This window comes from Mesorhizobium sp. URHB0026, from assembly GCF_054059755.1.
The window spans coordinates 4,483,170-4,505,852 of sequence record NZ_JBSSCN010000001.1; the positions used below are offsets into that span (position 1 = coordinate 4,483,170).

Sequence of the window (22,683 nt, forward strand, 5' to 3'; positions counted from 1 at the left end):
GCGTCGTGGGAGAAAATCAAGCGCAATCGGTGATTTGGGGGAAGCGGACGACCAGTATGTTGCGGCTGCCTAAAATTAAGGCAGCCCAAATACAAGCTTGATCAGCCTTTGCCTCGTGCCCGGGCAACTGCCTCGCACTGTTAGAAAGCGCGGAAGGTGACGACGGTGAACGTGTCCTTGATGCCGGGGAGAATCTGCACCTTCTCGTTGACGAAATGGCCGACGTCTTCTTCGTCGTCGACATAGAATTTGGCGAGCAGATCGTAATTGCCGGCGGTGGAGTAGATTTCCGAGGCGATCTCGGCGTCGGCAAGCGCGCTGGCAACCTCATAGGATTTGCCCAGCTCGCATTTGATCTGCACGAAAAACGCCTTCATGGCTTCGTCCCGCTAAACTTCCAAGTCAAGCGGCCCTTCTGGCAGACTGGAGGCGGCCTTTCAAGCACTGGAATGCGCACTTAGCCGGCGCGGGCCCTGGCCACCGCCTCGCGCGGCTCCGCAACCGGCATGCCGCGCTTGGACAGCCTGCCGCCGATCAGTAGTGCCGGCGTGCCCTGCAATATCGTTCGTGCATGGCTTCTGCACCGGGGCGGGACGAATATTGGCGGCCGCTGAAACCGTGAAGCGCCCGCGCGCGTATGTTAGGGTGTCTCCTGGAAACTTTTCTGGAGGCGGTTCGAGGGACGGTGGAGACAAGCCATGCGCCGCGGCTTTTTCGCATTCGCGTTCGTTTCGCTCATTTTGGCTTCCCAGGCGCTTGCCGGAGATGCCGAGATCAAGGCTGGTCAGTCCGTCATCGACGGTCAGTTGAAGGCCCTCATCGCCGATGACGGCGCCAAGGCCTACAGCTTTGCCGCCCCGAACGTGAAGCAGATATTCCCGACTGTCGATGCCTTCATGAATATGGTGACCAACGGCTACCCGCCTGTGCGCAAACCCCAGTCCTACGCTTTCGGCAAGGTCGAGCAGACTGGTCCCGGTTCTATCGTCCAGCAGGTACTGATCGTCGGCCCGGACGGCAAGGATTATGAGGCGGTGTACACGCTGCAGCAGCAGCCTGACGGCACATTCCGGATCACCGGTTGCAGCCTGCGGGCGTCGAACTCGCTCAGCACCTGAACGGGTTTTACAGCGCCGGGATATCGCCCCCCGCCCAGCCTTCGCTGATCTCGGCCCCGCGCGTCTCGAAGGTGCCGGTTTCGATCGCGGCGCGGATGTGCTGCATCAGCTTCTGGTAGTAGGACAGGTTGTTCCAGGTCAGCAGCATCGCGCCGAGCGCCTCCTGCGAGCGCACCAGATGGTGCAGATAGGCACGCGAATAATCCCTGGCTGCCGGGCAGTCGCTCTCTTCATCGAGAGGGCGCGGATCGTCGGCATGGCGGGCGTTGCGCAGGTTGACCTTGCCGCGCCTCGTATAGGCCAGGCCGTGCCGGCCGGCCCGCGTCGGCATCACGCAATCGAACATGTCGATGCCGCGCGCAACCGATTTGAGGATATCGTCCGGGGTTCCCACGCCCATCAGATAGCGCGGCTTGTTATCTGGCAGTTCGGGACAGGTGATGTCGAGCATGTCGAGCATCACCGCCTGCGGCTCGCCGACGGCCAAGCCGCCGACAGCATAGCCCTTGAGCTCCATCGCGCTCAGCGCCTGTGCCGAGCGCACCCTGAGCGCCGCGTTGTCACCACCCTGCACGATGCCGAACATCGCTTTGCCCGGCTGGTCGCCGAACGCCGTCTTGCAGCGCTCCGCCCAGCGCAGCGACAGTTCCATGGCGCGCTCGATCTCCTTGATCTCGGCCGGCAGCGCGGTGCATTCGTCGAGCTGCATCTGGATGTCGGAATCGAGCAGACCTTGAATTTCGATCGAGCGCTCCGGCGACATCTCGTAAGCCGCACCATCAATGTGCGAACGGAAGGTGACGCCCTTTTCCGTCAGCTTCCTCAGCTTCGACAGGGACATCACTTGAAAACCGCCGCTGTCGGTCAGGATCGGATGCGGCCAGCGGGCGAATTCGTGCAGACCGCCGAGCCGCGCCACGCGCTCGGCCCCGGGCCGCAGCATCAGGTGATAGGTGTTGCCAAGGATAATGTCGGCGCCAACGCCGCGCACCTGGTCCATGTACATGGCCTTGACCGTGCCACCGGTGCCGACCGGCATGAAGGCCGGCGTGCGGATTTCGCCGCGCGGCATGTCGATCAGACCGCGCCGCGCCTTGCCATCGGTCGCCAACACCTTGAAGGTGAAATTCTCAGCCATTGAATTCCTTGTCGAATACCGGCGCATCCGGCGCCTGCTCGTCGAGCGCCATCCGGTATTGGATGCAGCCGCGCATGAATTTTGGCCAGGGCGGCACTGCGATTGACGGCTCGGTCTTTTCCGGCAGCAGGTCCCACAGATCGGGGTGATGCCAGCAGAGATCATGACCTGTGGAATCCCGGTGCGCGCGAATGCCGGCGCGCAGCTTTTTCACTTCCGCGATCAGCCTGTCGCGGTCGAAGGTTTGCAGATCATCGTCCATCGTTCTCCTCCCTGAACAAGAGACTGGCGTCTCCATAGGAATAGAACCTGTAACCGCTCTCGATGGCATGCGCATAGGCGGCACGCATCGTGTCGAGGCCGCTGAAAGCCGAGACCAGCATGAACAGCGTCGAGCGCGGCAGATGGAAGTTGGTCATCAGCATGTCGGCCGTGCGAAAGCGGTAGCCGGGCGTGATGAAGATGTCGGTCGGTCCGGACCATGGCGCCAAGGTGCCGTCTTCACGCGACGCACTCTCGAGCAGGCGCAGCGAGGTCGTGCCGACGGCAACAATGCGCCCGCCCCTCGCCTTTACGGCGTTGAGCGCATCGGCGGTCGCCTGGCTGACCGAGCCGATCTCGGCATGCATCTTGTGGTCCGCGGTATCGTCCGCCTTGACCGGGAGGAACGTACCGGCGCCCACATGCAAAGTGACGAAGCGGCGTTCGACGCCTTTGGCGTCCAGCGCCGCGAAAAGCGCCGGCGTGAAGTGCAGGCCCGCGGTGGGCGCCGCTACCGCACCTTCTTCCCGGGCATAGATGGTCTGGTAGTCGGCACGGTCGCGCTCGTCGTCATCGCGCTTCGAGGCGATGTAGGGCGGCAGCGGAATGTGGCCGACCGCGTGCAGCGCCTCGTCGAGGAAAGGACCGGATAGATCAAAGCCGAGCAGCGCTTCGCCGCCCTCGCCTTTTTCAATCACGGTGGCGTCGAGCTGGCCGAGGAAACAGGAATTGCCGTCATGGCCGAAATGGATGCGGTCGCCGGCGGCAATGCGCTTGCCCGGCCGCATGAAGGCCAGCCAGCGGTCCGGCGCCATGCGCATGTGCAGCGTGGCCTCGACCTGTGACTGTGCTTCGCCGCGCCGCCTGATGCCTTTCAACTGCGCCGGAATGACCTTGGTGTCGTTGAAGACCAGCACGTCGCCGCCGCGGAGCAAGGATGGCAGGCAGCCGACCGTCGTGTCCTCCAGCCCCTTGCCTGGCTTGACCACCAGCATTTTGGCGCTGTCGCGCGGATCTGCCGGGCGAAGCGCGATGCGCTCCTCCGGCAGGTCGAAGTCAAAGAGGTCGACGCGCATCGGGACTCAAAACAGCCGAACGAGCAGCGCTCCGGCCAGCAGAAGCACCGCGCCGGCGACGCGGCCGAGCGAGATTTCACGCACGGCGACGCCAAGGAAGCCGACGCGGTCGATGAGCATACCTGCGAGCAACTGGCCGGCCACCAGGAACGCCATCAGGGCGGCGGCACCAATGCGCGGCGTCAGGATCGTCGACAGCGTGACGTAGAAGCCGCCGAGCATGCCGCCGGCGACAAACAGCCAGGGCGCCGGCGCCTTCCAGTCGAGCGAGATGCCTTGCAGCTTCACCACGGTGACAGAGATGATGCCAAGCACGACCGCGCCCGACAGGAACGAAAACGCGGCTGCAGCTACGGGGAGACCCAGGCCGCGCGCAAGCTGCGAATTGATCGGCGCCTGGATGGCAATGAAGGCGCCGGACAGGATGCCGAGAAGCGACCAGACGACGCCCATCATTGTCGTTTGTCCTTACTTGACGTCGGCCGCGACCTTTAGCGACACGATCTTGTCGGGATCCTGCACCGGCTCGCCGCGCTTGATCTTGTCGACATTGTCCATGCCCTCGATGACCTGGCCCCAGACCGTGTACTGGCGGTTGAGGAACGCGGCGTCGTCGAAGCAGATGAAGAACTGCGAATTGGCCGAGTTCGGGTTCTGCGAACGAGCCATAGAGCAGGTGCCGCGGCCGTGGTTCGCGTTGGAGAACTCGGCCTTCAGGTCAGGCTTTTCCGAGCCGCCCATGCCGGCGCGAGACGGCGCGAAGCTGGGCTTGCTGGAATTGCCGAATTTCACGTCGCCGGTCTGCGCCATGAAGCCTTCGATGACACGGTGGAAGACGACGCCGTCATAGGCGCCTTCACGCGCCAGTTCCTTGATGCGGGCGACATGGCCGGGAGCCAAATCGGGAAACAGTTCGATGACGACCTTGCCCTTGGTCGTTTCCATGATGAGCGCGTTCTCGCGGTCCTTGATCTCAGCCATGTCAGATATCCTTTTGTAAAAATGAAATTATTTGTCGGCGGCGATGCGCACTTTGATCATCCGGTCGGGATCGGTGACCGTGCCATTGTCCGCCTCGTCGCCCTTCTTGATCTTGTCCACCAGGTCCATGCCGCTGACGACATTGCCGACGATCGTATACTGGCCATCGAGCGGCGGCGCCGGTCCGAACATGATGAAGAACTGCGAATTGGCGGAGTTCGGATCCTGCGAACGGGCCATGCCGACCACGCCGCGCTTGTAATGCTCGGCCTGCGAGAACTCGGCAGGCAGGTCGGGCAGGTCGGAGCCGCCGGTGCCGACGGCCTGGGCATTGAAGCCCTTGTTCATGTTGCCAAACTTGACGTCGCCGGTCTGCGCCATGAAACCATCGATGACACGGTGGAATGCGACATTGTCGTAGGCATGGTCACGCACCAGCTTCTTGATCTGCGCGACATGCTTGGGCGCCAGATCGGGGCGCAGCGCGATCGTCACGTCGCCATCTTTCAGCGTGATGATCATCGTGTTTTCCGGATCTGCTGAATAGGCTGACACCGATGCGGTCACGAGACCGGCGAGCACAACAAAGAATGAGGCGAGCCTTTTGAGCTGCATGAGGGTTCTCCGAGCTTATTTCGCGAATTTTGCGGTGAGCGCGCCGGCCACGGCCGCCGGCACGAAGGGGCGGATGTCGCCACCCATCGAGGCTATCTGGCGCACAAGTGTGGCGGTAATGGTGCGCACCGACGGGCTGGCGGGCAGGAAAACCGTCTGCAGCTCAGGCGCCATGGTTTCGTTCATGCCAGCCATTTGCATTTCGTAGTCGAGGTCGGTGCCGTCGCGCAGACCGCGGATCATGATCGAGGCGCCTTCTCTCCTGGCCGCATCGATCACCAGGCCATCGAAGGCAACCACCTTGATGCGGGCGCCGTCGCGGCCGAATTCGGCTTTCGCGGCGGCTTCGATCAACTGCACCCGATCTTCGAACGAAAACAGCGGCTTCTTGCCCGGATGAATGCCGATCGCGGCATAAACAATGTCGGCAACCGTCAGCGACGCTTTCAGCACATCGAGATGGCCGTTGGTCAGCGGGTCGAAGGAGCCGGCATAAAGGGCGATGCGTTCGGTCATGGCGGAGCTTCTAGCGAGCCTCTATCACAAAGGCAAATCCGATTGGCAGGCGGCCCATGAACCTTTTTCGGCACATGAACGACAGATGAACACGCTGATCACGAAGCCTTCACGCAGCGTTCACTAGGCTGCACCCTTAATAAGATGAAACCAAAGTCCCATATCTCCGTTGTAAGGCGCAGGAGAACACGCACATGCTGATCTACATGCTCGCCACCGCAATGACCGTCGCCATGCTGATCGCCACGCTATTCGGGCTGCATCAGGAAGCACAGCGCATCCGCGTCAAGGCCACCACCAAACGCTTCGAAGGCTTTGGCCTGCGCAAGCCGTATCGCCACTATTAAGACAGTCCGCACTTGCTGCCGCGCCGGCCGACAGGCCGGCGTTGCTATGTCAAATCTGCTCCAGGACTATTCGGCGTTATCCGGACCGCTGTCAGTCGAATCCGACCCCGCGCCACCCTCGACGGCCTCTTCCACTTCTTCGTCCGATTGCGGCTCCGAAATCCGCTCGACCGAAACCACCTTTTCACCTTCAGCCGTATTGAAGATCGTCACGCCCTTGGTGGCGCGGCTGGCGAAACGGATGCCGTTGACAGGAACCCGGATGACGGTACCGCCGTCCGACACCAGCATGATCTGATCGTCATTGCCGACCGGGAAGGTCGCCACTAGCTGGCCGATTTCGGCCGCCTTCGACACGTCGGTGGCGCGGATGCCCTTGCCGCCGCGGCCGGTCAGGCGGAAATCGTAGGACGACGAGCGCTTGCCGTATCCAAATTCGGTCACCGTCAGCACGTACTGCTCATGCGCCTTGAGAAATTCGTAGCGGTCGTCTGGAAGCTCGGTCTCCTCGCCGATCTCCTCATTGGTGAGCGCGATCTCTTCTTCCTCTCCGACCGTCTCGGCGGCAAACCGCCGCTCCAACGCCGCCCGCTTGAGGTAAGCAGCGCGTTCCGCCGGTGAAGCATTGACATGCTCGATCACCGACATGGAGATGATGCGGTCGGTTTCAGCCATGGTTATGCCGCGAACGCCGACCGAATTGCGGCTCTGGAAGACGCGCACGTCGCCGACGGAGAAGCGAATGCACTGACCCGAATTCGCCGTCAGAAGCACGTCGTCATTGTCGGTGCAGGTCTCGACGCCGAGAATTTCGTCGCCCTCCTCCTCCAGCTTCATGGCGATCTTGCCGTTGCGATTGACCTGGACGAAGTCGGACAATTTGTTGCGGCGCACGGTGCCGCGCGTCGTGGCGAACATCACGTCGAGATCGCCCCAGCTGGTCTCGTCCTCGGGCAGCGGCATGATGGTGGTGATGCGCTCGCCCTGCTCCAGCGGCAGCATATTGATGAGCGCCTTGCCGCGTGACTGCGGGTTGCCGATCGGCAGCCGCCACACCTTTTCCTTGTAGACAATGCCGCGCGAGGAGAAGAACAGCACCGGCGTGTGTGTGTTGGCCACGAACAGCCGGGTGACGAAATCCTCTTCCTTGGTCGACATGCCGGAGCGGCCCTTGCCGCCGCGGCGCTGCGCTCGATAGAGCGACAGCGGCACGCGCTTGATGTAGCCGGAATGGCTCACCGTCACGACCATGTCCTCGCGCTGGATCAGATCCTCGTCTTCCATGTCCGCGCCGCCGTCGGTGAGCTCGGTGCGGCGTGGCGTGCCGAACTCGTCGCGCACGGCGGCGAGTTCGTCCTTGACGATCTGCTGAATACGCGCGCGCGACGACAGGATGTCGAGGTAGTCCTTGATCTCGTCGCCGATCGTATTCAACTCATCGGCGATTTCGTCGCGGCCAAGCGCGGTCAGGCGCTGCAGGCGCAGTTCGAGGATGGCGCGAGCCTGTTCCTCGGACAGATTGTAGGTGCCGTCCTCGTTGATACGGTGGCGCGGATCGTCGATGAGGAGGATCAGCGATTCAACGTCGCCCGAGGGCCAGCGCCGCTCCATCAATTGCTCGCGCGCCGTCTGCGGGTCCGGCGCGGTGCGGATCAGCTTGATGACCTCGTCGATGTTAGCGACGGCGATGGCAAGGCCAACCAGCACATGGGCACGGTCCCGCGCCTTGCGCAGCAGGAACTTCGTCCGCCGGCTGATCACCTCCTCGCGGAAGGTGACGAACGCCTTCAGCATGTCGGTCAGGTTCAGCAGCTCCGGTTTGCCGCCGTTCAGAGCCACCATGTTGGCGCCGAAGGAGCTCTGCAGCGGCGTGAACCGGTAGAGCTGGTTGAGGACGACGTCGGCAACGGCGTCACGCTTGAGTTCGATGACGACGCGATAACCCTGACGGTCGCTTTCGTCGCGTATATCGGAAATGCCCTCGACGCGCTTGTCGCGCACCAGTTCGGCCATCTTCTCGATCATCGAGGCCTTGTTCACCTGGTAGGGAACCTCGGTGATGATGATCGACTCGCGGTCATTGCCGCGCTGCTCTATGTTGACCTTGCCGCGCATGACGATGGAGCCGCGGCCGGTGGAATAGGCGCTGTAGATGCCGGAGCGGCCAAGCACGATACCGCCGGTCGGGAAATCGGGGCCCGGAATGATTTCCATCAGCGCCGGCAGGTCGATCGCCGGATTGTCAATGACGGCGATGGCGGCGTTGCAGACTTCACCGAGATTGTGCGGCGGAATGTTGGTGGCCATGCCGACGGCAATGCCGCCCGAACCGTTGACCAGCAGATTGGGAAAGCGCGCCGGCAGAACCTTCGGCTCGGTGTCCGAAGCATCATAGGTGTCCTGGAAATCGACGGTATCCTTGTCGATATCCTCCAACAGCTCGTGCGCGACCTTGGTCAGGCGCGATTCGGTGTAGCGCATCGCCGCAGGCGGATCGCCGTCGATCGAACCGAAATTGCCCTGCCCATCGATCAACGGCACGCGCAGCGACCAGTCCTGCGCCATGCGCACCAAGGCGTCATAGATCGAGGCGTCGCCATGCGGATGGTATTTACCCATCACGTCGGCGACGGGGCGCGCCGATTTCACATATTTGCGATTCCAGTGATAGCCGCTCTCATGGGCGGCGTAGAGGATGCGACGGTGCACCGGCTTCAGGCCGTCGCGCACATCGGGCAGCGCACGGCTGACGATCACGCTCATGGCGTAATCGAGATAGGAGCGCTGCATCTCCTCGATAATGGATATCGGCTCGATGCCGCTGGGGCCGCCGTCTGTGCCGCGCGGTGTCTTCTGGTCGGTCAAATCGGATCACAATCTAATCAGGAATCACTCGCTGCTTATATAGGAAGCGAGGCCGAAACTCCAATGTCCGGGGCACTTTTCCAGTGTCAATTTTAGCGGTAATTTCAAATGGATACCACTGATTGCGACGATATGGCCACAACCCTTTCGCCGCCAGCACGGCAAAAGCCGCTAATGGACCGTTTTCCCCAGACGAACGCCGCGAGCGCGATCAATTGGAGCTCGTGGCAACTTTTCAGCGGCTGCCAACGCGCCCGGACCGATACCGGCCCGGCGTTTCACCCATGACGCGTCGAAACCGGCGATTGAAGGTCGACAGATCGTTGAAGCCGGCCTCGAAAGCAATTGTCGAGATGGCATCGTTGGACGTGCGCAATCGCACCCGCCGCGCGATGCAACCGGGTCCTGAGCAGGTACTGATAGGGCGTCATGCCGGCGACCTGCCGGAAGGTGCGCAGGAAATGATAGGGACTGGTCGCGGTCTCATCCGCCAACGCTGGAAGCGAGACCGGTCCGTCGGAATCCAGTTCGATCCGCCTCACCGCCTCGGCAACCCTTTTCTGATCGCGGCGGCTTGGATCGCGACGGGCGTGCCTTGCGCCTGAGATTGTCGCCACGGCGGCACCTGCCATGCGCAGGGCGAGTTCCTCGAAGGCGCCTGCGTCGGCGATGTCGCGCGCGGCTTCCGCCTCGGCCAGCAGCGGTGCGATGGCGGGTAACGGCGGCAGGCGTGGCGTCTCGAAGGTCAGCTTCCCAGCGCCCGGTACGTCGGCGACGATCCGGTCCATATAGGCCGGCCCGAAATGGAAGGAGAGGCAACGGTCGCCGCTGCCATGCTCGTGCCCGCATTCGTAGCATGTGCCGGAATTGCCAAGCAGGAGGCTGCCTGGCGCGAGCATTGCGGTGCCTTGCTGTGCGCGATAGCGGAACGTGCCACCGGTGACCGCCGCGACGCAAAAATCCCGATGCACTTCCTCGAACGGCCGATCGCCGGCGCTGGCCGTGCAGATCACATCCGCCACATGCCAGCCAGGTCCGGATGCAAGGGTATTCGCGGTCGCCGTCATGGCTGAAATATAGCAATTTTTCCCAAGCCCATAACCCCGCCGGCACCTATTGCTTGCGGTCTCCTGACAAGAAGAGGCCGCAGCCATGCTCGACCAATCCACATTTGCCGAAGCCTTGCACAGTCCCGGACCGATCGAAGGGCTTGCCGAAAAACTGAACCTTTACGGCCGCTTCGCGGGTGCCTGGACGTTTGACGCCGCGCGCCATCTCGAGGACGGGACGGTGCTGACCGGACGCGGCGAGGTGCATTTCGGCTGGGCGCTGGAAGGCCGCGCCATCCAGGACGTCTGGATCCTGCCCGCGCGTGACGCCGGCCCCTCGCCATCGCTCGGCAAATGGACCTTTTACGGCACGACGCTGCGAGTCTATGACCCCGGAGTCGATGCCTGGCACATCTTCTGGAGCGACCCGCGTAACCAGTATTTCAGCCGCCAGCTCGGCCGCGCCGAAGGCGACACGATCGTGCAGGTCGGCGCCGACGGCACCGGTTCGTCGGTACGCTGGAGCTTTTCGCGCATCACCGAGAATTCCTTCCGATGGCTCGGCGAGCGCTCGCATGACGGCGCGGACTGGCGCATGGAGGTCGAGTTCCTGGCGCATCGTCAATCTAAAAGATGACATCACAACCCTTTGTATTAATGGAGAAAACCATGTTCGATCATATCTCGATCGGCGTTCGCGACGTCACCGCCTCCAAACGTTTCTACGATGCCGCGCTGGGGCCCCTCGGCTTCACTTGCGTCAGCCAATCGCCGGGCTCGCTCGGCTATGGTGTCAAGGCTGTCGCGCCCCAGGCTGTCGCGCAATGGGTCAACAAGGCGGCGCGCCCGGTGCCGGCGGACGAGAGATCCGGCCTGCATTTCTGCTTCGCCGCGCCGACACGGGATAGCGTCGTTGCCTTTCATGCCGGGGCGCTGCGCGAAGGCGGCAGCGACAATGGCGCACCGGGCCTGCGCGCCGATTATGGCGAGAACTATGACGCGGCCTTCGTCGTCGATCCGGACGGTTATCGCCTGGAGGCCTATTGCGGCGCTGCCGCCTAACCTGCGGTTCTGACTGTTCCCACCGACCGGGGTTTGCTCTACCAGTGTGGGTACGGGCTTGGCCCGGCGGGAGGGGTCAGCAATGCCGAGTTTCGACAGCCTGTTCAATGCCTTCGTCACCATTCTCGTGACCATCGATCCGCCTGGGCTGGCGCCTCTGTTCCTGGCCGTGACGCGCGGCATGAACCGCGAGGAGCGCAGCCAGGTTTCCGTGCGCGCCTCGGTCATCGGTTTTCTGGTGATGGCGCTGTTTGCGGTGGCCGGGGCGTCGATCCTGTCGGTGTTCGGCATCACCCTTCCCGCGTTCCGGGTCGCCGGCGGGTTCCTGCTGTTCTTCATCGCCTTCGAAATGGTGTTCGAGCGCCGGCAGGACCGCAAGGAAAAGATCGGCGACGTCGCCATCACCAAGGACATGATTCACAACATCGCCGCCTTCCCCCTGGCGATCCCGCTGATCGCCGGTCCCGGCGCGATTTCAGCGACGGTGCTGCTCTCCGGCTCGTTTCAGGGTTTTGCGGCGCAGGCGGCCCTGGTCGGCATCATTCTTGTCTGTCTCGTCATAACCTATCTGGTCTTCGTGCTGTCGGAACGCATCGACCGCATCCTCGGCCAGACCGGCCGCTCGATCCTGACCCGCCTGCTCGGGGTTATCCTGGCGGCACTGGCCGTGCAGTTCGTGGCAGATGGCATCAAGGCGCTGATGGCCGGTTGAGCGGTATACCTACGGCCCTATTTCGCCGTCGTATCGACGATCTCGAAATCATGCGTAATCGTGGCTGTCTTGGCCATCATGGCGGAAGCCGAGCAGTATTTGTCGATCGACAGGTCGATCGCGCGTTTCACCTTGTCGGGCGACAACGCACGGCCCTTGATGATGAAATGCATATGGATCCGGGTGAACACTTTCGGGTCGGTCTCGGCGCGGTCGGCGTCGAGTTCGATCACGCAGTCCTCGACCGCCTCGCGGCCCTTTTCGAGGATATGGACGACATCATAAGCCGAGCAGCCGCCGGTGCCGATCAGCACCAGCTCCATCGGGCTCGGTCCCGGCGTCTTGCCTTCCGGGCTTGACGCCGTGCCCAGCACGACCTTGTGACCGCTGCCGGACTCGCCGACGAAGGTGCGCTCCTCGACCCATTTTACCCGTGCCTTCATCGCCAGTCCTCTTTACGTCTCCGATCGCGCCAAGGTCAGTTCAAAACCACCATGCAAAACCCCGAAAGTCCATGCGGACCCTCGGGGCATATCAAGCAAAGGTATTCGCTATTTGGTACGGCTTTCGATCAGAATGGAATTTCGTCGTCCAATTCGCGCGACGAACCACCGCCACCGCCGCCTCTGGGAGCGTTGCCGCCACCGCGGTTGAACCCTTCGTTCGGGCTCGACTGGCCGAAATCGGAACCACGGCTGCTGCCGCCACCGCTGTAGCCGCCAACCTGACCGCCCTCACCCTGGCCACGCGCATCGAGCATCTGCAACTCGCCGCGGAATTTCTGCAGCACGACTTCGGTCGTATATTTGTCGGCACCGGTCTGGTCCTGCCATTTGCGCGTCTGCAGCTGGCCCTCGACATAAACCTTCATACCCTTCTTCAGATACTGCTCGGCCACCTTGGCGATGCCCTCATTGAAGATGACGACGTTATGCCACTCGGTCTTTTCCTTGCGCTCGCCGGAATTCTTGTCGCGCCAGCTTTCCGACGTCGCGATGCGAATGTTGACGACCGGCTCGCCCGAGTTCAGGCGGCGGATTTCAGGGTCAGCGCCGAGATTGCCGACCAGAATGACCTTGTTGACGCTACCCGCCATGATATTTCTCCGCGCTATCCGAAACAAATTTTTGTCGCAGCACCTTACAGGCTACGGACGTCAGCCGCTTGCCAAGGCTGGCTTTTCCCACAACGTTTTTGTTCCCTTTTCGTTCCTATATGCACCGCCCCCGATTGTCAAGGAATGGCAGCAATGCCCGAGCGCTGTATATGGGTCTCAAAACACCGCTTGCCAAATCGATAAGTATCGACTTATGCTTTTGTCATGATCGAAGCAGAGATTTTCCGCGCCTTGGCCGACCCGACACGCCGTGCTGTCTTCGAGCGTCTCGCCACAAGTGAGATGAGCGTGTCGGAATTGCGCAACGGCTTGACGGTGTCGCAGCCGGCGGTGTCGCAGCATCTGGCGGTGCTGCGGGGCGCCGGCCTCGTCGTCGAGCGTCGGGCCGGCCGCAACGCCTACTATCGTGCGGATCCGCGGGGGCTTGCCCCGCTGCTCTCATGGATCGAACGCTACCGTACCTTCTGGCCGGAGCGCATCGAAAGGCTGAAGACGGTTTTGAAGGACATGGATCAATGAAGAGCCAAAGCGAAGTCTCTCCCGATGCGATCGAGTTCGAATACGATCTTGCCGAGCCGCCGGAAAAGGTTTGGCGGGCGCTTACCGTGCCGGAACTGCTCGCCGCCTGGATGATGCCCAACGACATCAGGCCGCAGACCGGCAGCCGCTTTGCCTTCGCCGGTCAAGACGCGGCGATCCAATGCGAGATTCTCGATGCCGAGCCCGAGCGCCTGCTGCGCTATTCCTGGCACGAGAAGTCGGACGATGCCGCGCACCGACTCGACAGCACCGTCACCTTCACACTCGCCCGTACCGTTTCCGGCGGCACGCATCTGCGCATCGTCCATGACGGCTTTGCTCGCAAGGCGATGCCGGCCGTGGCCATGGCGGGGGCCGGCTGCCGGCTTTCGCTGCGCGGGGCCGGAACGCCTATAGCCGCGAACACACCACGCCTTCTGCTGCTGCACGCGGCCTGAACACGGAAAATTGGAGACAGAAAAATGAGCGGTGTTGCCAGTCTTGTGCCGATGGTGATCGAGCAATCGAGCCGCGGCGAACGCGCATTCGACATTTTTTCGCGGCTGCTGCGCGAGCGCATCGTCTTCGTCAACGGCGAGATCAACGACGACGTCTCGGCGCTGGTCTGCGCGCAGCTTTTGTCGCTGGAATCGGACAATCCCGAGAAGGAGATCTCGCTCTACATCAACTCGCCGGGCGGCATGGTGACCAGCGGCTTCGCCATCTACGACACGATGCAGTATATCAGTTGCCCGGTGTCGACCGTGTGCATGGGCTTTGCGGCATCGATGGGATCGTTCCTGCTGATGGCGGGCACGGCCGGGCGCCGCATCGCACTGCCCAACGCCACTATCCTGCTGCATCAGCCGCTGGGCGGCTTCCAGGGCCAGGCTTCCGACATCCAGCGGCACGCCGAACGCATCGGCCAGACCAAACGCCACATGACCGAACTCTACGCCCAGCACTGCGGCCGCAGCTATGAAGACGTCGAGCGCACGCTCGACCGCGACCATTTCATGACCGCTCGCGAGGCCAAGGCCTGGGGCATTGTCGACCATGTGTTCGACACCCGCAAAAAGGCTGCGTAGCTGCTCGTCGAAGATTTGACGATCCCGCTCTGGTTCCGGTGGCGGCAGGCCCCTATAACAAGGGGATGACCGACACTCATCGATCAAGAACATCGCACCGTGTCACCGCCGCCTTGGTGCTTGCCATCGTTGGCCTCGTGTCCAGATCGGCACTTGCCGACGACGCCTCGTCGTCGGTCCGGAAAGGCGCCTTGCCCGGCGTAACCGGCGACTATCGCATCGCCAAGCCGGCCCCGGCGCCCCAACCCGACGACGCGTTCCCCGGCAGCGGCAACGGGCAGTTCAAGATCGGCAATACCGATGTCAGGATTTCCGGCAGCATCACCGTCGATGTCGGAACTGGCGGAATCAAGCCACCCAGATAGGCAAAGATCGGGCCTTCCAACTGGAGCCGCCCAAAAGAACAGCCCCGCCGTGCCTTGGGCAAACGGACGGGGCTTTTCTGGATCTCAAATCCATTTTTTGCCGGGAGTGTACTGCCGGCGTTTGATTTCGGATGCTTCGCGGCATTCAGCCGACGATCCGACTAGCAGTCTCTGATTTTCAGGGATACGGCAGGTCACGGTTTGTCGGGCGGCGAAAACGCCTGCCCTTGGCACTTATGCCTGCCGCGGCTCCAGTAACAACTGAAGCCCTGGGGGACTATCCGGTGGCGTCATGCTCCGCTCCTCTTGTCCGTTGCGACATTGTCGTCGTGAAGCGCAAATCGCAAATGCCTGCGGCGTCTCGCAGGCCGCCTTGGGGCGGCGAGGCCATCGATAGACGGCCGGCTTCGCTGACTTCCGAAGACTGCTCCCGTGCGTTGGCCGCGTCAACCATCAATAGCCGGTTACGGAAAAATGTGATCGCCGGGAGCCTACGTTCGGGTCAGTTTCCGCACAGCTTTGTCAGGAGCGTGTTCGGCCTTTGTTCTTTCCGCTTGCCCCCTCGCGCGAAAGGCGGTTAAACGACTTCTGTCGAGAATTGTGGCGTCTCTCGACGTGGCGGCAAAAACAACTACATAGGGAACGGTCGGGGAAACCCGCCGATCCCACAAATTCCAGATCCGAGGCGGCGACCTGACATGGCCGACCATAAATATCTTTCCATTCGCGGGGCGCGCGAACACAATCTGAAGAATGTCGATCTCGACCTGCCGCGTGACAGCTTGATCGTCATGACCGGCCTGTCGGGCTCCGGCAAATCGTCGCTCGCCTTCGACACCATCTATGCCGAAGGCCAGCGCCGCTATGTCGAGAGCCTCTCGGCCTATGCCCGGCAATTCCTCGAAATGATGCAGAAGCCGGACGTCGACCAGATCGACGGCCTGTCGCCGGCCATCTCGATCGAGCAGAAGACCACGTCGAAGAACCCGCGTTCCACGGTCGGCACCGTCACCGAGATCTACGACTATATGCGCCTTCTGTTTGCCCGCGTCGGCGTGCCCTATTCGCCGGCCACCGGCCTCCCGATCGAGAGCCAGACAGTCAGCCAGATGGTCGACCGGGTGCTGGCCGTCGAGGAAGGCACGCGCCTGTTCCTGCTGGCGCCCATCGTGCGCGGCCGCAAGGGCGAGTACCGCAAGGAACTGCTGGAGTTGCAGAAGAAGGGCTTCCAGCGCGTCAAGGTCGACGGCGTCTTCTATGAAATCGCCGATGTGCCGGCGTTGGACAAGAAATACAAGCACGACATCGATGTCGTCGTCGACCGCATCGTCGTGCGGGGCGACCTTGCCACAAGGCTTGCTGACTCCATCGAGACGGCATTGAAGCTGGCCGAGGGGCTGGCGGTGGCTGAGTTTGCCGACAAGCCGCTCGATGCCAGCCAGACTGGCGAGGATTCGGTCAACAAGTCGAAGAACGAGACGCATGAGCGCATCCTGTTCTCGGAAAAGTTCGCCTGCCCGGTCTCCGGCTTTACCATTCCGGAAATCGAGCCCAGGCTGTTCTCCTTCAACAACCCGTTTGGCGCCTGCCCGACCTGCGACGGTCTCGGCAGCCAGCGCGCCATCGACCCAAACCTTGTGGTGCCCGACGAGAACGTGTCGTTGCGCGACGGCGCCGTCAGCCCATGGGCGAAATCGACCTCGCCCTATTACTCGCAGACGCTCGAGGCATTGGGCAAGGCTTACGACTTCAAACTCGGCGACAAGTTCAAGGATCTTTCAACGTCGGCCCAGGAAGCGATCCTGCGCGGCACCGGCGAGCGCGAGATCACCTTCCAGTATGATGACGGCCTGCGTTCCTACAAGACGACCAAGACCTTCGAAGGCGTCATCCCCAATCTCGAGCGCCGCTGGAAGGAGACCGAATCCGCCTGGATGCGCGAAGAAATCGAGCGTTTCATGTCGGCAACGCCCTGCCCGGTCTGCAAGGGCTACCGGCTGAAGCCGGAGGCGCTGGCGGTGAAGATCGGCGGCAAACACATTGGCGAAGTGACGGAACAGTCGATCCGCAACGCCGACAAATGGTTCACCGACCTGCCGGCGCAGCTCAACGACAAGCAGAACGAGATCGCTGTCCGCGTCTTGAAGGAAATCCGCGAGCGTCTGCGTTTCCTCAACGATGTCGGGCTCGACTATCTCACCTTGTCGCGGAATTCCGGCACGCTGTCAGGTGGCGAAAGCCAGCGCATCCGGCTGGCCTCCCAGATCGGCTCGGGCCTGACCGGCGTGCTCTATGTGCTGGACGAGCCGTCGATCGGCCTGCACCAACGCGACAACACGCGCCTGCTCGATACGCTCAAGCACCTGCGCGACATCGGCAACACCGTGATCGTCGTCGAGCATGACGAGGACGCCATCCTGCATGCCGACTATGTCGTCGATATGGGTCCGGCCGCCGGCATCCATGGCGGCGAGATCATCGCCCAGGGCACGCCGCAGCAGGTGATGGCCAACCCCAATTCGATCACCGGCAAATATCTGTCGGGGGCGCTCGAAGTGGCAACGCCCGGCATGCGCCGCGAGGCGAAGAAAAACCGGCGGCTGAAGATCGTCGGCGCGCGCGGCAACAATCTGAAGAACGTCACCGCCGAAATCCCGCTCGGCACCTTCACCGCCGTCACCGGCGTATCGGGCGGCGGCAAGTCGACCTTCCTGATCGAGACGCTGTTCAAGGCGGCCTCGCGCCGCATCATGGGTTCGCGCGAGCATCCGGGCGAGCATGACCGCATCGAGGGATTGGAGTTTCTCGACAAGGTCATCGACATCGACCAGTCGCCCATTGGGCGGACGCCGCGTTCGAACCCCGCCACCTATACCGGCGCCTTCACGCCGATCCGCGATTGGTTCGCCGGGCTACCGGAAGCGAAGGCGCGCGGCTATCAGCCGGGCCGCTTCTCCTTCAACGTCAAGGGCGGCCGCTGCGAGGCCTGCCAGGGCGACGGCGTCATCAAGATCGAGATGCACTTTTTGCCCGACGTCTACGTCACCTGCGACGTCTGCCATGGCAAGCGCTACAACAGGGAGACGCTCGACGTCCTGTTCAAGGGCAAGTCGATCGCCGACGTGCTCGACATGACCGTCGAGGAAGGCGTCGATTTCTTCGCCGCCGTGCCTGGCGTGCGCGACAAGCTGGAGACGCTGAAGCAGGTTGGGCTGGGCTACATCCACATCGGCCAGCAGGCGACGACGCTGTCCGGCGGTGAAGCGCAGCGCATCAAGCTCGCCAAGGAACTGTCGCGCAAGGCGACCGGCAAGACGCTCTACATCCTCGACGAACCGACCACCGGCCTGCATTTCCACGACGTCGCCAAGCTGTTGGAAGTGCTGCACGAACTGGTTGACCAAGGCAATACGGTGGTGGTCATCGAGCACAATCTCGAAGTGATAAAAACCGCCGACTGGGTGCTCGACCTCGGCCCCGAGGGCGGTGACGGCGGCGGCGAACTTGTCGCCTCGGGCACGCCGGAAGCGATCGTGCGCGAAAAGCGCAGCTACACCGGCCAGTTCCTCAAGGAGCTGCTGGAGCGTCGCCCCGGAGGCAAGCGCGAAGCGGCGGAGTGATGGGTAAGGATGATCCCATCACGATCCAGAGCAGCTTTGGCGTGAGGCTTGCCGGCCCCGAAGACCTCGCCGCGATCGTCGCGCTGACGCAAGCCGCCTACGCTCCCTACTCCGCTATACTCGACGCACCGCCGATCCCGGTTACCGAGGATTATGCGCCGCGTATCGCCCAAGGCGAGGTCTGGCTGCTGGAGAGTGACGGCGAACTCGCCGGAGTGATCGCGCTGGAGCGGCATGAAGATCACGCGATGATTTTCTCCGTCGCGGTGTCGCCTGCCTTCCTGGGCAAGGGGTTCGGTATTGCATTGCTGAAACACGCCGACGAGCAGGCGCGGCAGTGGGGCCTGCCGGAGATACGGCTCTACACCAACGCGAAAATGGAACGCAACATCGCGCTCTATCTTGCTTATGGTTATCGCGAAACCGGTCGCCGGCCCAATCCCTACCGGCCAGGATGGGTGCTCGTCGACATGGCGAAGGCGTTCGACACAACCTCTGCGTCGTGATCGCTGTTGACTATCGGGGGAACGGCAATGAGCAATGATGGGGATATCCGGCCTGGCATGGACGGCCGGATTTTCGGTCCTTGGATCGTGGCCCCGGGAGAAACATCGTGACCACACGGGTTCTCATGATCGCGCTCGACGGAGCGGATGGAGCCTTGGTCGACCGGGCCAGCCAGGACGGTATGCTGCCCAGTCTCACCGCGTTGCGGGCACGTGGCAGGGTCAAATATCTGACCGCACATGCGGGCGCGACGGATGATGCGCTGTGGGCCTCGTTTCAATACGCGTCCGGCATGGGTGAACACGGTCGCTATCACTATGAGCAACGGCTGCGCAGCGGCAAATTCGGCTTGGCCTGCACCGATGAGATCGACCGCGAGACGTTCTGGGAAACGGCGCCGGATCTCAGGATAGCCGTCTTCGACATTCCGAAATGCCGCCTCCCGCGACAGTTCAATGGCATCCATCTCGCCGACTGGCTTGTCCATGGACGTTATTTCCGCGACCCCAAAGCTATCCGGCAGCGCTTGCCAATGACGTCGTCACGCGTTTCGGCGCAGCGCCGCCGAGCAGATGTGACCATGAAGGCCGATTGGACGACACCGAGGCCATGGCGGTCGTGGTCAATCTACGCCTTGCGGTCGCCCGGAAAGGTGCCGCCGCCCTGCACTATCTTTGCAGCGAAGCTTGGGATCTGTTCATTGTCGGGTTCAAGGAGGCTCACTGCGCCAGCCATGCACTTTGGGATCTCGTCGACGCAGCCGATCCGAAGTTCGACCCGGCCCGCAACAGTCGGCTCGGCGCCCCAATCGACATGATTCTTGGCGACATTGATCGAGCAATCGGCGATCTCGTCTCCTCAGCCGGCCCGGACACCGAGATCGTGGTCTTCTCGACGACTGAAATGCAGCCGAACGCTACGCTGGCTCACCCGATGCCAGCAATTGTCGACCGTATGAACCGCATTCTCGGTGAAACGCATTGGACTCGGTTTATGCGCAATGTCGTGAAAGCCAGGGACCAGCACTGGTGGCCGCTTTGCGAAATGCTGCCTTACAACGAGAACTGCACGGCTCTTCGCATCAATCCATCCGTGGTTTTCAAGGACGCTGGCATTGAGATCGAGCGATTGAGACTGCTCGACCAAATTGAGTTCCTCCTGATGGAATTGAGGGACGATCAGACCAGCCAGCCGGTGATCACGCTGATCGACAGGGCGGCTCTACAGCATGCCGGCACGCGCGCGACCGAACTGCCTGATCTCTTAGTGCATTATGGCGCTGGCTTGTGCCCGCGCGCGGTGCGCTCATCCAGACTCGGACGTATTGAAGCCAAGCCACCGGGATTGAGGCCCGGCAATCACGCCCCGGGCGGCTTCCTCATTGTCGCCGGGGACAAGCTCGATGCCTCGAAGGTCATCGGCATGCAGAACCTGGGGCCGATGGCAATGAGTGTCCTCAACGGTTCTGGTGGTTTAGCAACGGACAAGAGCGGGTTTGCCGGTTTTCTTGACCCTCGTGGGACGACCGCGCACATCAAGCGACAGGGAGAAATACAATGAGCAAATCGGGAACAATCCGCGCCGGCGTGGGCGGCTGGACCTTCGAACCCTGGGACACGTCCTTCTATCCCGAGAAACTGTCGAAGGCCAAGCAACTGCACTACGCCACCCGGCAGGTGCCGAGCATCGAGGTCAACGGCACTTATTATTCGAGTTTCAAGGAGCCGACCTTCGTCAAATGGGCCAACGAGGCGCCTGACAATTTCGTCTATTCGCTGAAAGGCAACCGGTTCGTCACCAACCGGCGCGTGCTGGGCGAGGCCGCTGAATCGATGATGCGTTTCCTGGGTTCCGGCGTTGCCGCGCTCGGCGACAAGCTGGGACCGATCCTATGGCAGTTCGCGCCGACCAAGAAGTTCGATCCGGACGATTTCGAGGCGTTTCTGAAGCTGCTGCCGGAAAAGCAGGACGGTGTCGCGCTGCGCCACGCGCTGGAGGTGCGCAACGACAGTTTCATCGTGCCGGAGTTCCCAGCGCTCGCCCGCAAGTACAAGGCGGCGGTCGTCTATGCCGACCATGCCAAATATCCTGACATCGCCGACATCACTGGCGATTTCATCTATGCGCGGCTGCAGACCGGCAGCGACGACAATCCTGATTGCTATACGCCAAAGGGCCTCGACGAATGGGCGGCGCGGGCCAAGGTCTGGGCGGTAGGCAAGCAGCCCGCCGATCTGCGGCGCGCCGCCCCCGCCACCGACGCCCCGGTCCAGCCGCGCGACGTGTTCGTCTACTTCATCAGCGAGGGCAAGGTGCGGGCGCCGTTCGGGGCGATGGCATTGATGAAGCGGGTAGCCGACTGAAAAGGCGTCGGTCGGTTTCCAGCTACACACAATAAGCACATAGCCTGTGCGTATTGAGCGTAGCAAAGCGCCTGTTCCTGGGCATCTTCGCCACGATCGTAACCTTATCGACACTTCCTTGCCGCATGAATGCGCCGACGCCAAGCCGCAGAGCTGGGACCGCCGCCGGCAGGGAAAGAGGGCATGTCGCTCGACTACACTTCGCTTCTGCTGGCCGTCGGTTTCTCTGCCGTTTGCCTCAGCCTGACATTGTTCGGGATGTGGCTGACCGCCCGCTCGGAAAAATTCCTGCTGACATGGGCGCTCAGCCTGGTGTTCGTGGTCGGCGATATTTTTATTTATGACGCCTATATCGAGATGCCGGGACGCCTGCTCGGCATCGCGACCTCGGCGTTTCTGCTGATCGGCTTTTCGGCCATGCTGGGTGCGGCCTATCAGTTCCGAACCGGCGGCTCGCCACTGCCGCGGGCCGTGTGGGGGTGCTATTCGCTCGCGATAGCGTTGCCCCCCATGGCCCTGGGTTATGATGGCCTCGGCTTCATGGCGGAGAACATGTTTGCCGCCGTGCTCCTGTTCGTCACGGCGTTCGAATACTGGAAGGGCCGTGATGAAGCACCCGCCCTGACGATCGGCATCACTGCGCTCTATTCGGCCACGGCCACCTCCTTCGGGCTCTGCGCCATGGTTCTCGCCTGGGAAGGAAAACTGGTGCTCGGACATGCACCAAGCAATTGGGCCGAGGAACTCAGCCTCATCGTGGTTATCGCCAGCATGACAGGCATTGGCGCGCTCTCGCTTGCCCTCAATCAGGGGCGTCTGGCGAGGCACCACCATCGCGACGCCCAGACGGATTCCCTGACTGGCCTGCTCAACCGGCGAGCGCTGTTCGACATGCATGGCCATGTCCCGGTCGGCGCCTTTACAGCGGTGGTCGTCTTCGACCTCGACAACTTCAAAACCATCAACGACGAATTCGGCCATGCGGCGGGCGATGAAGTGCTGAGGGTGTTCGCCAACGAGTTGACAGCCAACCTTCGGCCGGCCGACGTCGCAGCGCGCATGGGCGGCGAGGAATTCGCGCTGGTGCTGAAGCGCACGCTGCCGGAGACCGTCGAGCAAGCAGCCGAGCGCATCCGGGCGGCTTTCGCGACGCGACTGATAGAAACCGAAGCCGGTTCCCTCACCTGTACGGTCAGCGCCGGATTTGCGTTTGGCAGCAAAGAGGGGATCAGCCTGGACAAGGTGCTCAGCGCCGCCGACAAGGCGCTCTATGACGCCAAGCGCGGAGGCCGCAACCGCGTCACCGCCTCTCCATTCCGACGCGCGAGCTAAACGCGCGTGTCATGCCAAGCCCGCCAGGCGAC

General features: G+C 62.2%; 26 protein-coding genes and 1 pseudogene. 14 read left to right on the forward strand and 13 right to left on the reverse strand.

Features of this window, described 5'->3' with window-relative positions; genetic code table 11:
• Nucleotides 1-140 precede the first annotated feature (140 nt).
• Complete coding sequence (locus ACVWWD_RS22100; protein WP_010909609.1) at nt 141-377, reverse strand: Lrp/AsnC family transcriptional regulator; 237 nt, start codon at nt 375-377, stop codon at nt 141-143.
• 321 nt (nt 378-698) lie between these two features.
• Here ACVWWD_RS22100 and ACVWWD_RS22105 point away from each other — a divergent pair, with 321 nt between their 5' ends.
• A complete protein-coding gene (locus ACVWWD_RS22105; protein WP_023773867.1) occupies nt 699-1,118 on the forward strand; it encodes a DUF4864 domain-containing protein in 420 nt (139 codons plus the stop codon).
• A gap of 7 nt (nt 1,119-1,125) precedes the next feature.
• Here the strand turns inward: ACVWWD_RS22105 and tgt are convergent, their stop codons facing one another.
• From tgt to coaD, 7 genes are read right to left on the reverse strand one after another with little or no spacing between them, the layout of a single operon-like run.
• Nucleotides 1,126-2,256, reverse strand: a complete 1,131-nt coding sequence (gene tgt / locus ACVWWD_RS22110; RefSeq protein WP_023795219.1) for a tRNA guanosine(34) transglycosylase Tgt — start codon at nt 2,254-2,256, stop codon at nt 1,126-1,128.
• The gene (locus ACVWWD_RS22115; protein WP_023773869.1) at nt 2,249-2,518 is read right to left on the reverse strand and encodes a hypothetical protein; all 270 of its coding nucleotides are present in this window, start codon (nt 2,516-2,518) and stop codon (nt 2,249-2,251) included. The genes tgt and ACVWWD_RS22115 overlap by 8 nt, the downstream gene beginning before the upstream one ends.
• Complete coding sequence (gene queA / locus ACVWWD_RS22120; protein WP_352549368.1) at nt 2,508-3,593, reverse strand: tRNA preQ1(34) S-adenosylmethionine ribosyltransferase-isomerase QueA; 1,086 nt, start codon at nt 3,591-3,593, stop codon at nt 2,508-2,510. The genes ACVWWD_RS22115 and queA overlap by 11 nt, the downstream gene beginning before the upstream one ends.
• Nucleotides 3,594-3,599: 6 nt before the next feature.
• Nucleotides 3,600-4,049 (reverse strand): DMT family transporter, encoded by a 450-nt coding sequence (locus tag ACVWWD_RS22125; protein ID WP_023773870.1) that lies wholly within the window; start codon nt 4,047-4,049, stop codon nt 3,600-3,602.
• Nucleotides 4,050-4,061: 12 nt separating this feature from the next.
• Nucleotides 4,062-4,574: a peptidylprolyl isomerase gene (locus ACVWWD_RS22130; RefSeq protein WP_015317720.1), complete on the reverse strand. Its 513-nt coding sequence runs from the start codon at nt 4,572-4,574 to the stop codon at nt 4,062-4,064.
• A 27-nt stretch (nt 4,575-4,601) separates the two neighbouring features.
• Complete coding sequence (locus ACVWWD_RS22135) at nt 4,602-5,189, reverse strand: peptidylprolyl isomerase (protein WP_352549365.1); 588 nt, start codon at nt 5,187-5,189, stop codon at nt 4,602-4,604.
• Nucleotides 5,190-5,204: 15 nt separating this feature from the next.
• Nucleotides 5,205-5,705: a pantetheine-phosphate adenylyltransferase gene (gene coaD / locus ACVWWD_RS22140; protein WP_023795221.1), complete on the reverse strand. Its 501-nt coding sequence runs from the start codon at nt 5,703-5,705 to the stop codon at nt 5,205-5,207.
• Nucleotides 5,706-5,899: 194 nt separating this feature from the next.
• Between coaD and ACVWWD_RS22145 the strand changes: the two genes are divergently transcribed.
• Entirely contained in the window at nt 5,900-6,052 is a 153-nt protein-coding gene (locus ACVWWD_RS22145) for a hypothetical protein (protein WP_023783997.1), read from the forward strand.
• A gap of 66 nt (nt 6,053-6,118) precedes the next feature.
• On the opposite strand, the gene gyrA is transcribed toward ACVWWD_RS22145, so the two are convergent.
• Nucleotides 6,119-8,917, reverse strand: coding sequence for a DNA gyrase subunit A (gyrA, locus tag ACVWWD_RS22150; protein ID WP_023783996.1), 2,799 nt, complete (start codon nt 8,915-8,917; stop codon nt 6,119-6,121).
• A gap of 235 nt (nt 8,918-9,152) precedes the next feature.
• Nucleotides 9,153-9,984: pseudogene (locus ACVWWD_RS22155) on the reverse strand (helix-turn-helix transcriptional regulator).
• An 85-nt stretch (nt 9,985-10,069) separates the two neighbouring features.
• Here ACVWWD_RS22155 and ACVWWD_RS22160 point away from each other — a divergent pair.
• The 3 genes from ACVWWD_RS22160 to ACVWWD_RS22170 all read left to right on the forward strand — a co-directional run bounded on the left by ACVWWD_RS22160 (nt 10,070) and on the right by ACVWWD_RS22170 (nt 11,740).
• On the forward strand, nt 10,070-10,603 hold the full coding sequence (locus ACVWWD_RS22160; RefSeq protein WP_352549359.1) for a hypothetical protein: 534 nt from the start codon (nt 10,070-10,072) through the stop codon (nt 10,601-10,603).
• Between the two features lie 32 nt (nt 10,604-10,635).
• Nucleotides 10,636-11,028, forward strand: a complete 393-nt coding sequence (locus ACVWWD_RS22165; protein ID WP_352549357.1) for a VOC family protein — start codon at nt 10,636-10,638, stop codon at nt 11,026-11,028.
• An 82-nt stretch (nt 11,029-11,110) separates the two neighbouring features.
• Nucleotides 11,111-11,740, forward strand: a complete 630-nt coding sequence (locus ACVWWD_RS22170) for a MarC family protein (RefSeq protein ID WP_023795226.1) — start codon at nt 11,111-11,113, stop codon at nt 11,738-11,740.
• A 17-nt stretch (nt 11,741-11,757) separates the two neighbouring features.
• Here ACVWWD_RS22170 and ACVWWD_RS22175 read toward each other — a convergent pair whose 3' ends face one another.
• Together ACVWWD_RS22175 and ACVWWD_RS22180 are read right to left on the reverse strand one after the other, a co-directional pair.
• A complete protein-coding gene (locus tag ACVWWD_RS22175) occupies nt 11,758-12,183 on the reverse strand; it encodes an OsmC family protein (RefSeq protein WP_023783993.1) in 426 nt (141 codons plus the stop codon).
• A 128-nt stretch (nt 12,184-12,311) separates the two neighbouring features.
• Complete coding sequence (locus tag ACVWWD_RS22180; RefSeq protein WP_023773877.1) at nt 12,312-12,836, reverse strand: single-stranded DNA-binding protein; 525 nt, start codon at nt 12,834-12,836, stop codon at nt 12,312-12,314.
• A 225-nt stretch (nt 12,837-13,061) separates the two neighbouring features.
• On the opposite strand from ACVWWD_RS22180, the gene ACVWWD_RS22185 reads away from it, so the two are divergent.
• The 6 genes from ACVWWD_RS22185 to ACVWWD_RS22210 all read left to right on the forward strand — a co-directional run bounded on the left by ACVWWD_RS22185 (nt 13,062) and on the right by ACVWWD_RS22210 (nt 18,955).
• Complete coding sequence (locus tag ACVWWD_RS22185; protein WP_023773878.1) at nt 13,062-13,376, forward strand: ArsR/SmtB family transcription factor; 315 nt, start codon at nt 13,062-13,064, stop codon at nt 13,374-13,376.
• A complete protein-coding gene (locus ACVWWD_RS22190) occupies nt 13,373-13,834 on the forward strand; it encodes an SRPBCC family protein (protein WP_352549353.1) in 462 nt (153 codons plus the stop codon). Before ACVWWD_RS22185 ends, ACVWWD_RS22190 begins: the two co-directional genes overlap by 4 nt.
• Nucleotides 13,835-13,858: 24 nt before the next feature.
• Nucleotides 13,859-14,464 (forward strand): ATP-dependent Clp protease proteolytic subunit, encoded by a 606-nt coding sequence (locus ACVWWD_RS22195; RefSeq protein ID WP_023773880.1) that lies wholly within the window; start codon nt 13,859-13,861, stop codon nt 14,462-14,464.
• Nucleotides 14,465-14,529: 65 nt separating this feature from the next.
• On the forward strand, nt 14,530-14,829 hold the full coding sequence (locus ACVWWD_RS22200; RefSeq protein ID WP_352551642.1) for a hypothetical protein: 300 nt from the start codon (nt 14,530-14,532) through the stop codon (nt 14,827-14,829).
• A 698-nt stretch (nt 14,830-15,527) separates the two neighbouring features.
• Nucleotides 15,528-18,449 carry an excinuclease ABC subunit UvrA gene (gene uvrA, locus ACVWWD_RS22205; protein ID WP_352551640.1) on the forward strand — a complete coding sequence of 974 codons (2,922 nt, stop codon included), beginning with the start codon at nt 15,528-15,530 and terminating at the stop codon, nt 18,447-18,449.
• A complete protein-coding gene (locus tag ACVWWD_RS22210; RefSeq protein ID WP_457103383.1) occupies nt 18,449-18,955 on the forward strand; it encodes a GNAT family N-acetyltransferase in 507 nt (168 codons plus the stop codon). The genes uvrA and ACVWWD_RS22210 overlap by 1 nt, the downstream gene beginning before the upstream one ends.
• Here ACVWWD_RS22210 and ACVWWD_RS22215 read toward each other — a convergent pair.
• A complete protein-coding gene (locus ACVWWD_RS22215) occupies nt 18,892-19,443 on the reverse strand; it encodes a hypothetical protein (protein ID WP_352551638.1) in 552 nt (183 codons plus the stop codon). The two genes, ACVWWD_RS22210 and ACVWWD_RS22215, sit on opposite strands and share 64 nt — an antisense overlap.
• A gap of 104 nt (nt 19,444-19,547) precedes the next feature.
• Here ACVWWD_RS22215 and ACVWWD_RS22220 point away from each other — a divergent pair, with 104 nt between their 5' ends.
• From ACVWWD_RS22220 to ACVWWD_RS22230, 3 genes are all read left to right on the forward strand, one after another.
• Nucleotides 19,548-20,516, forward strand: coding sequence for a hypothetical protein (locus ACVWWD_RS22220; protein ID WP_352551636.1), 969 nt, complete (start codon nt 19,548-19,550; stop codon nt 20,514-20,516).
• Nucleotides 20,513-21,319: a DUF72 domain-containing protein gene (locus tag ACVWWD_RS22225; RefSeq protein WP_352551634.1), complete on the forward strand. Its 807-nt coding sequence runs from the start codon at nt 20,513-20,515 to the stop codon at nt 21,317-21,319. Before ACVWWD_RS22220 ends, ACVWWD_RS22225 begins: the two co-directional genes overlap by 4 nt.
• 183 nt (nt 21,320-21,502) lie before the next feature.
• Nucleotides 21,503-22,651 (forward strand): GGDEF domain-containing protein, encoded by a 1,149-nt coding sequence (locus ACVWWD_RS22230; RefSeq protein ID WP_352551632.1) that lies wholly within the window; start codon nt 21,503-21,505, stop codon nt 22,649-22,651.
• Nucleotides 22,652-22,683 lie beyond the last annotated feature (32 nt).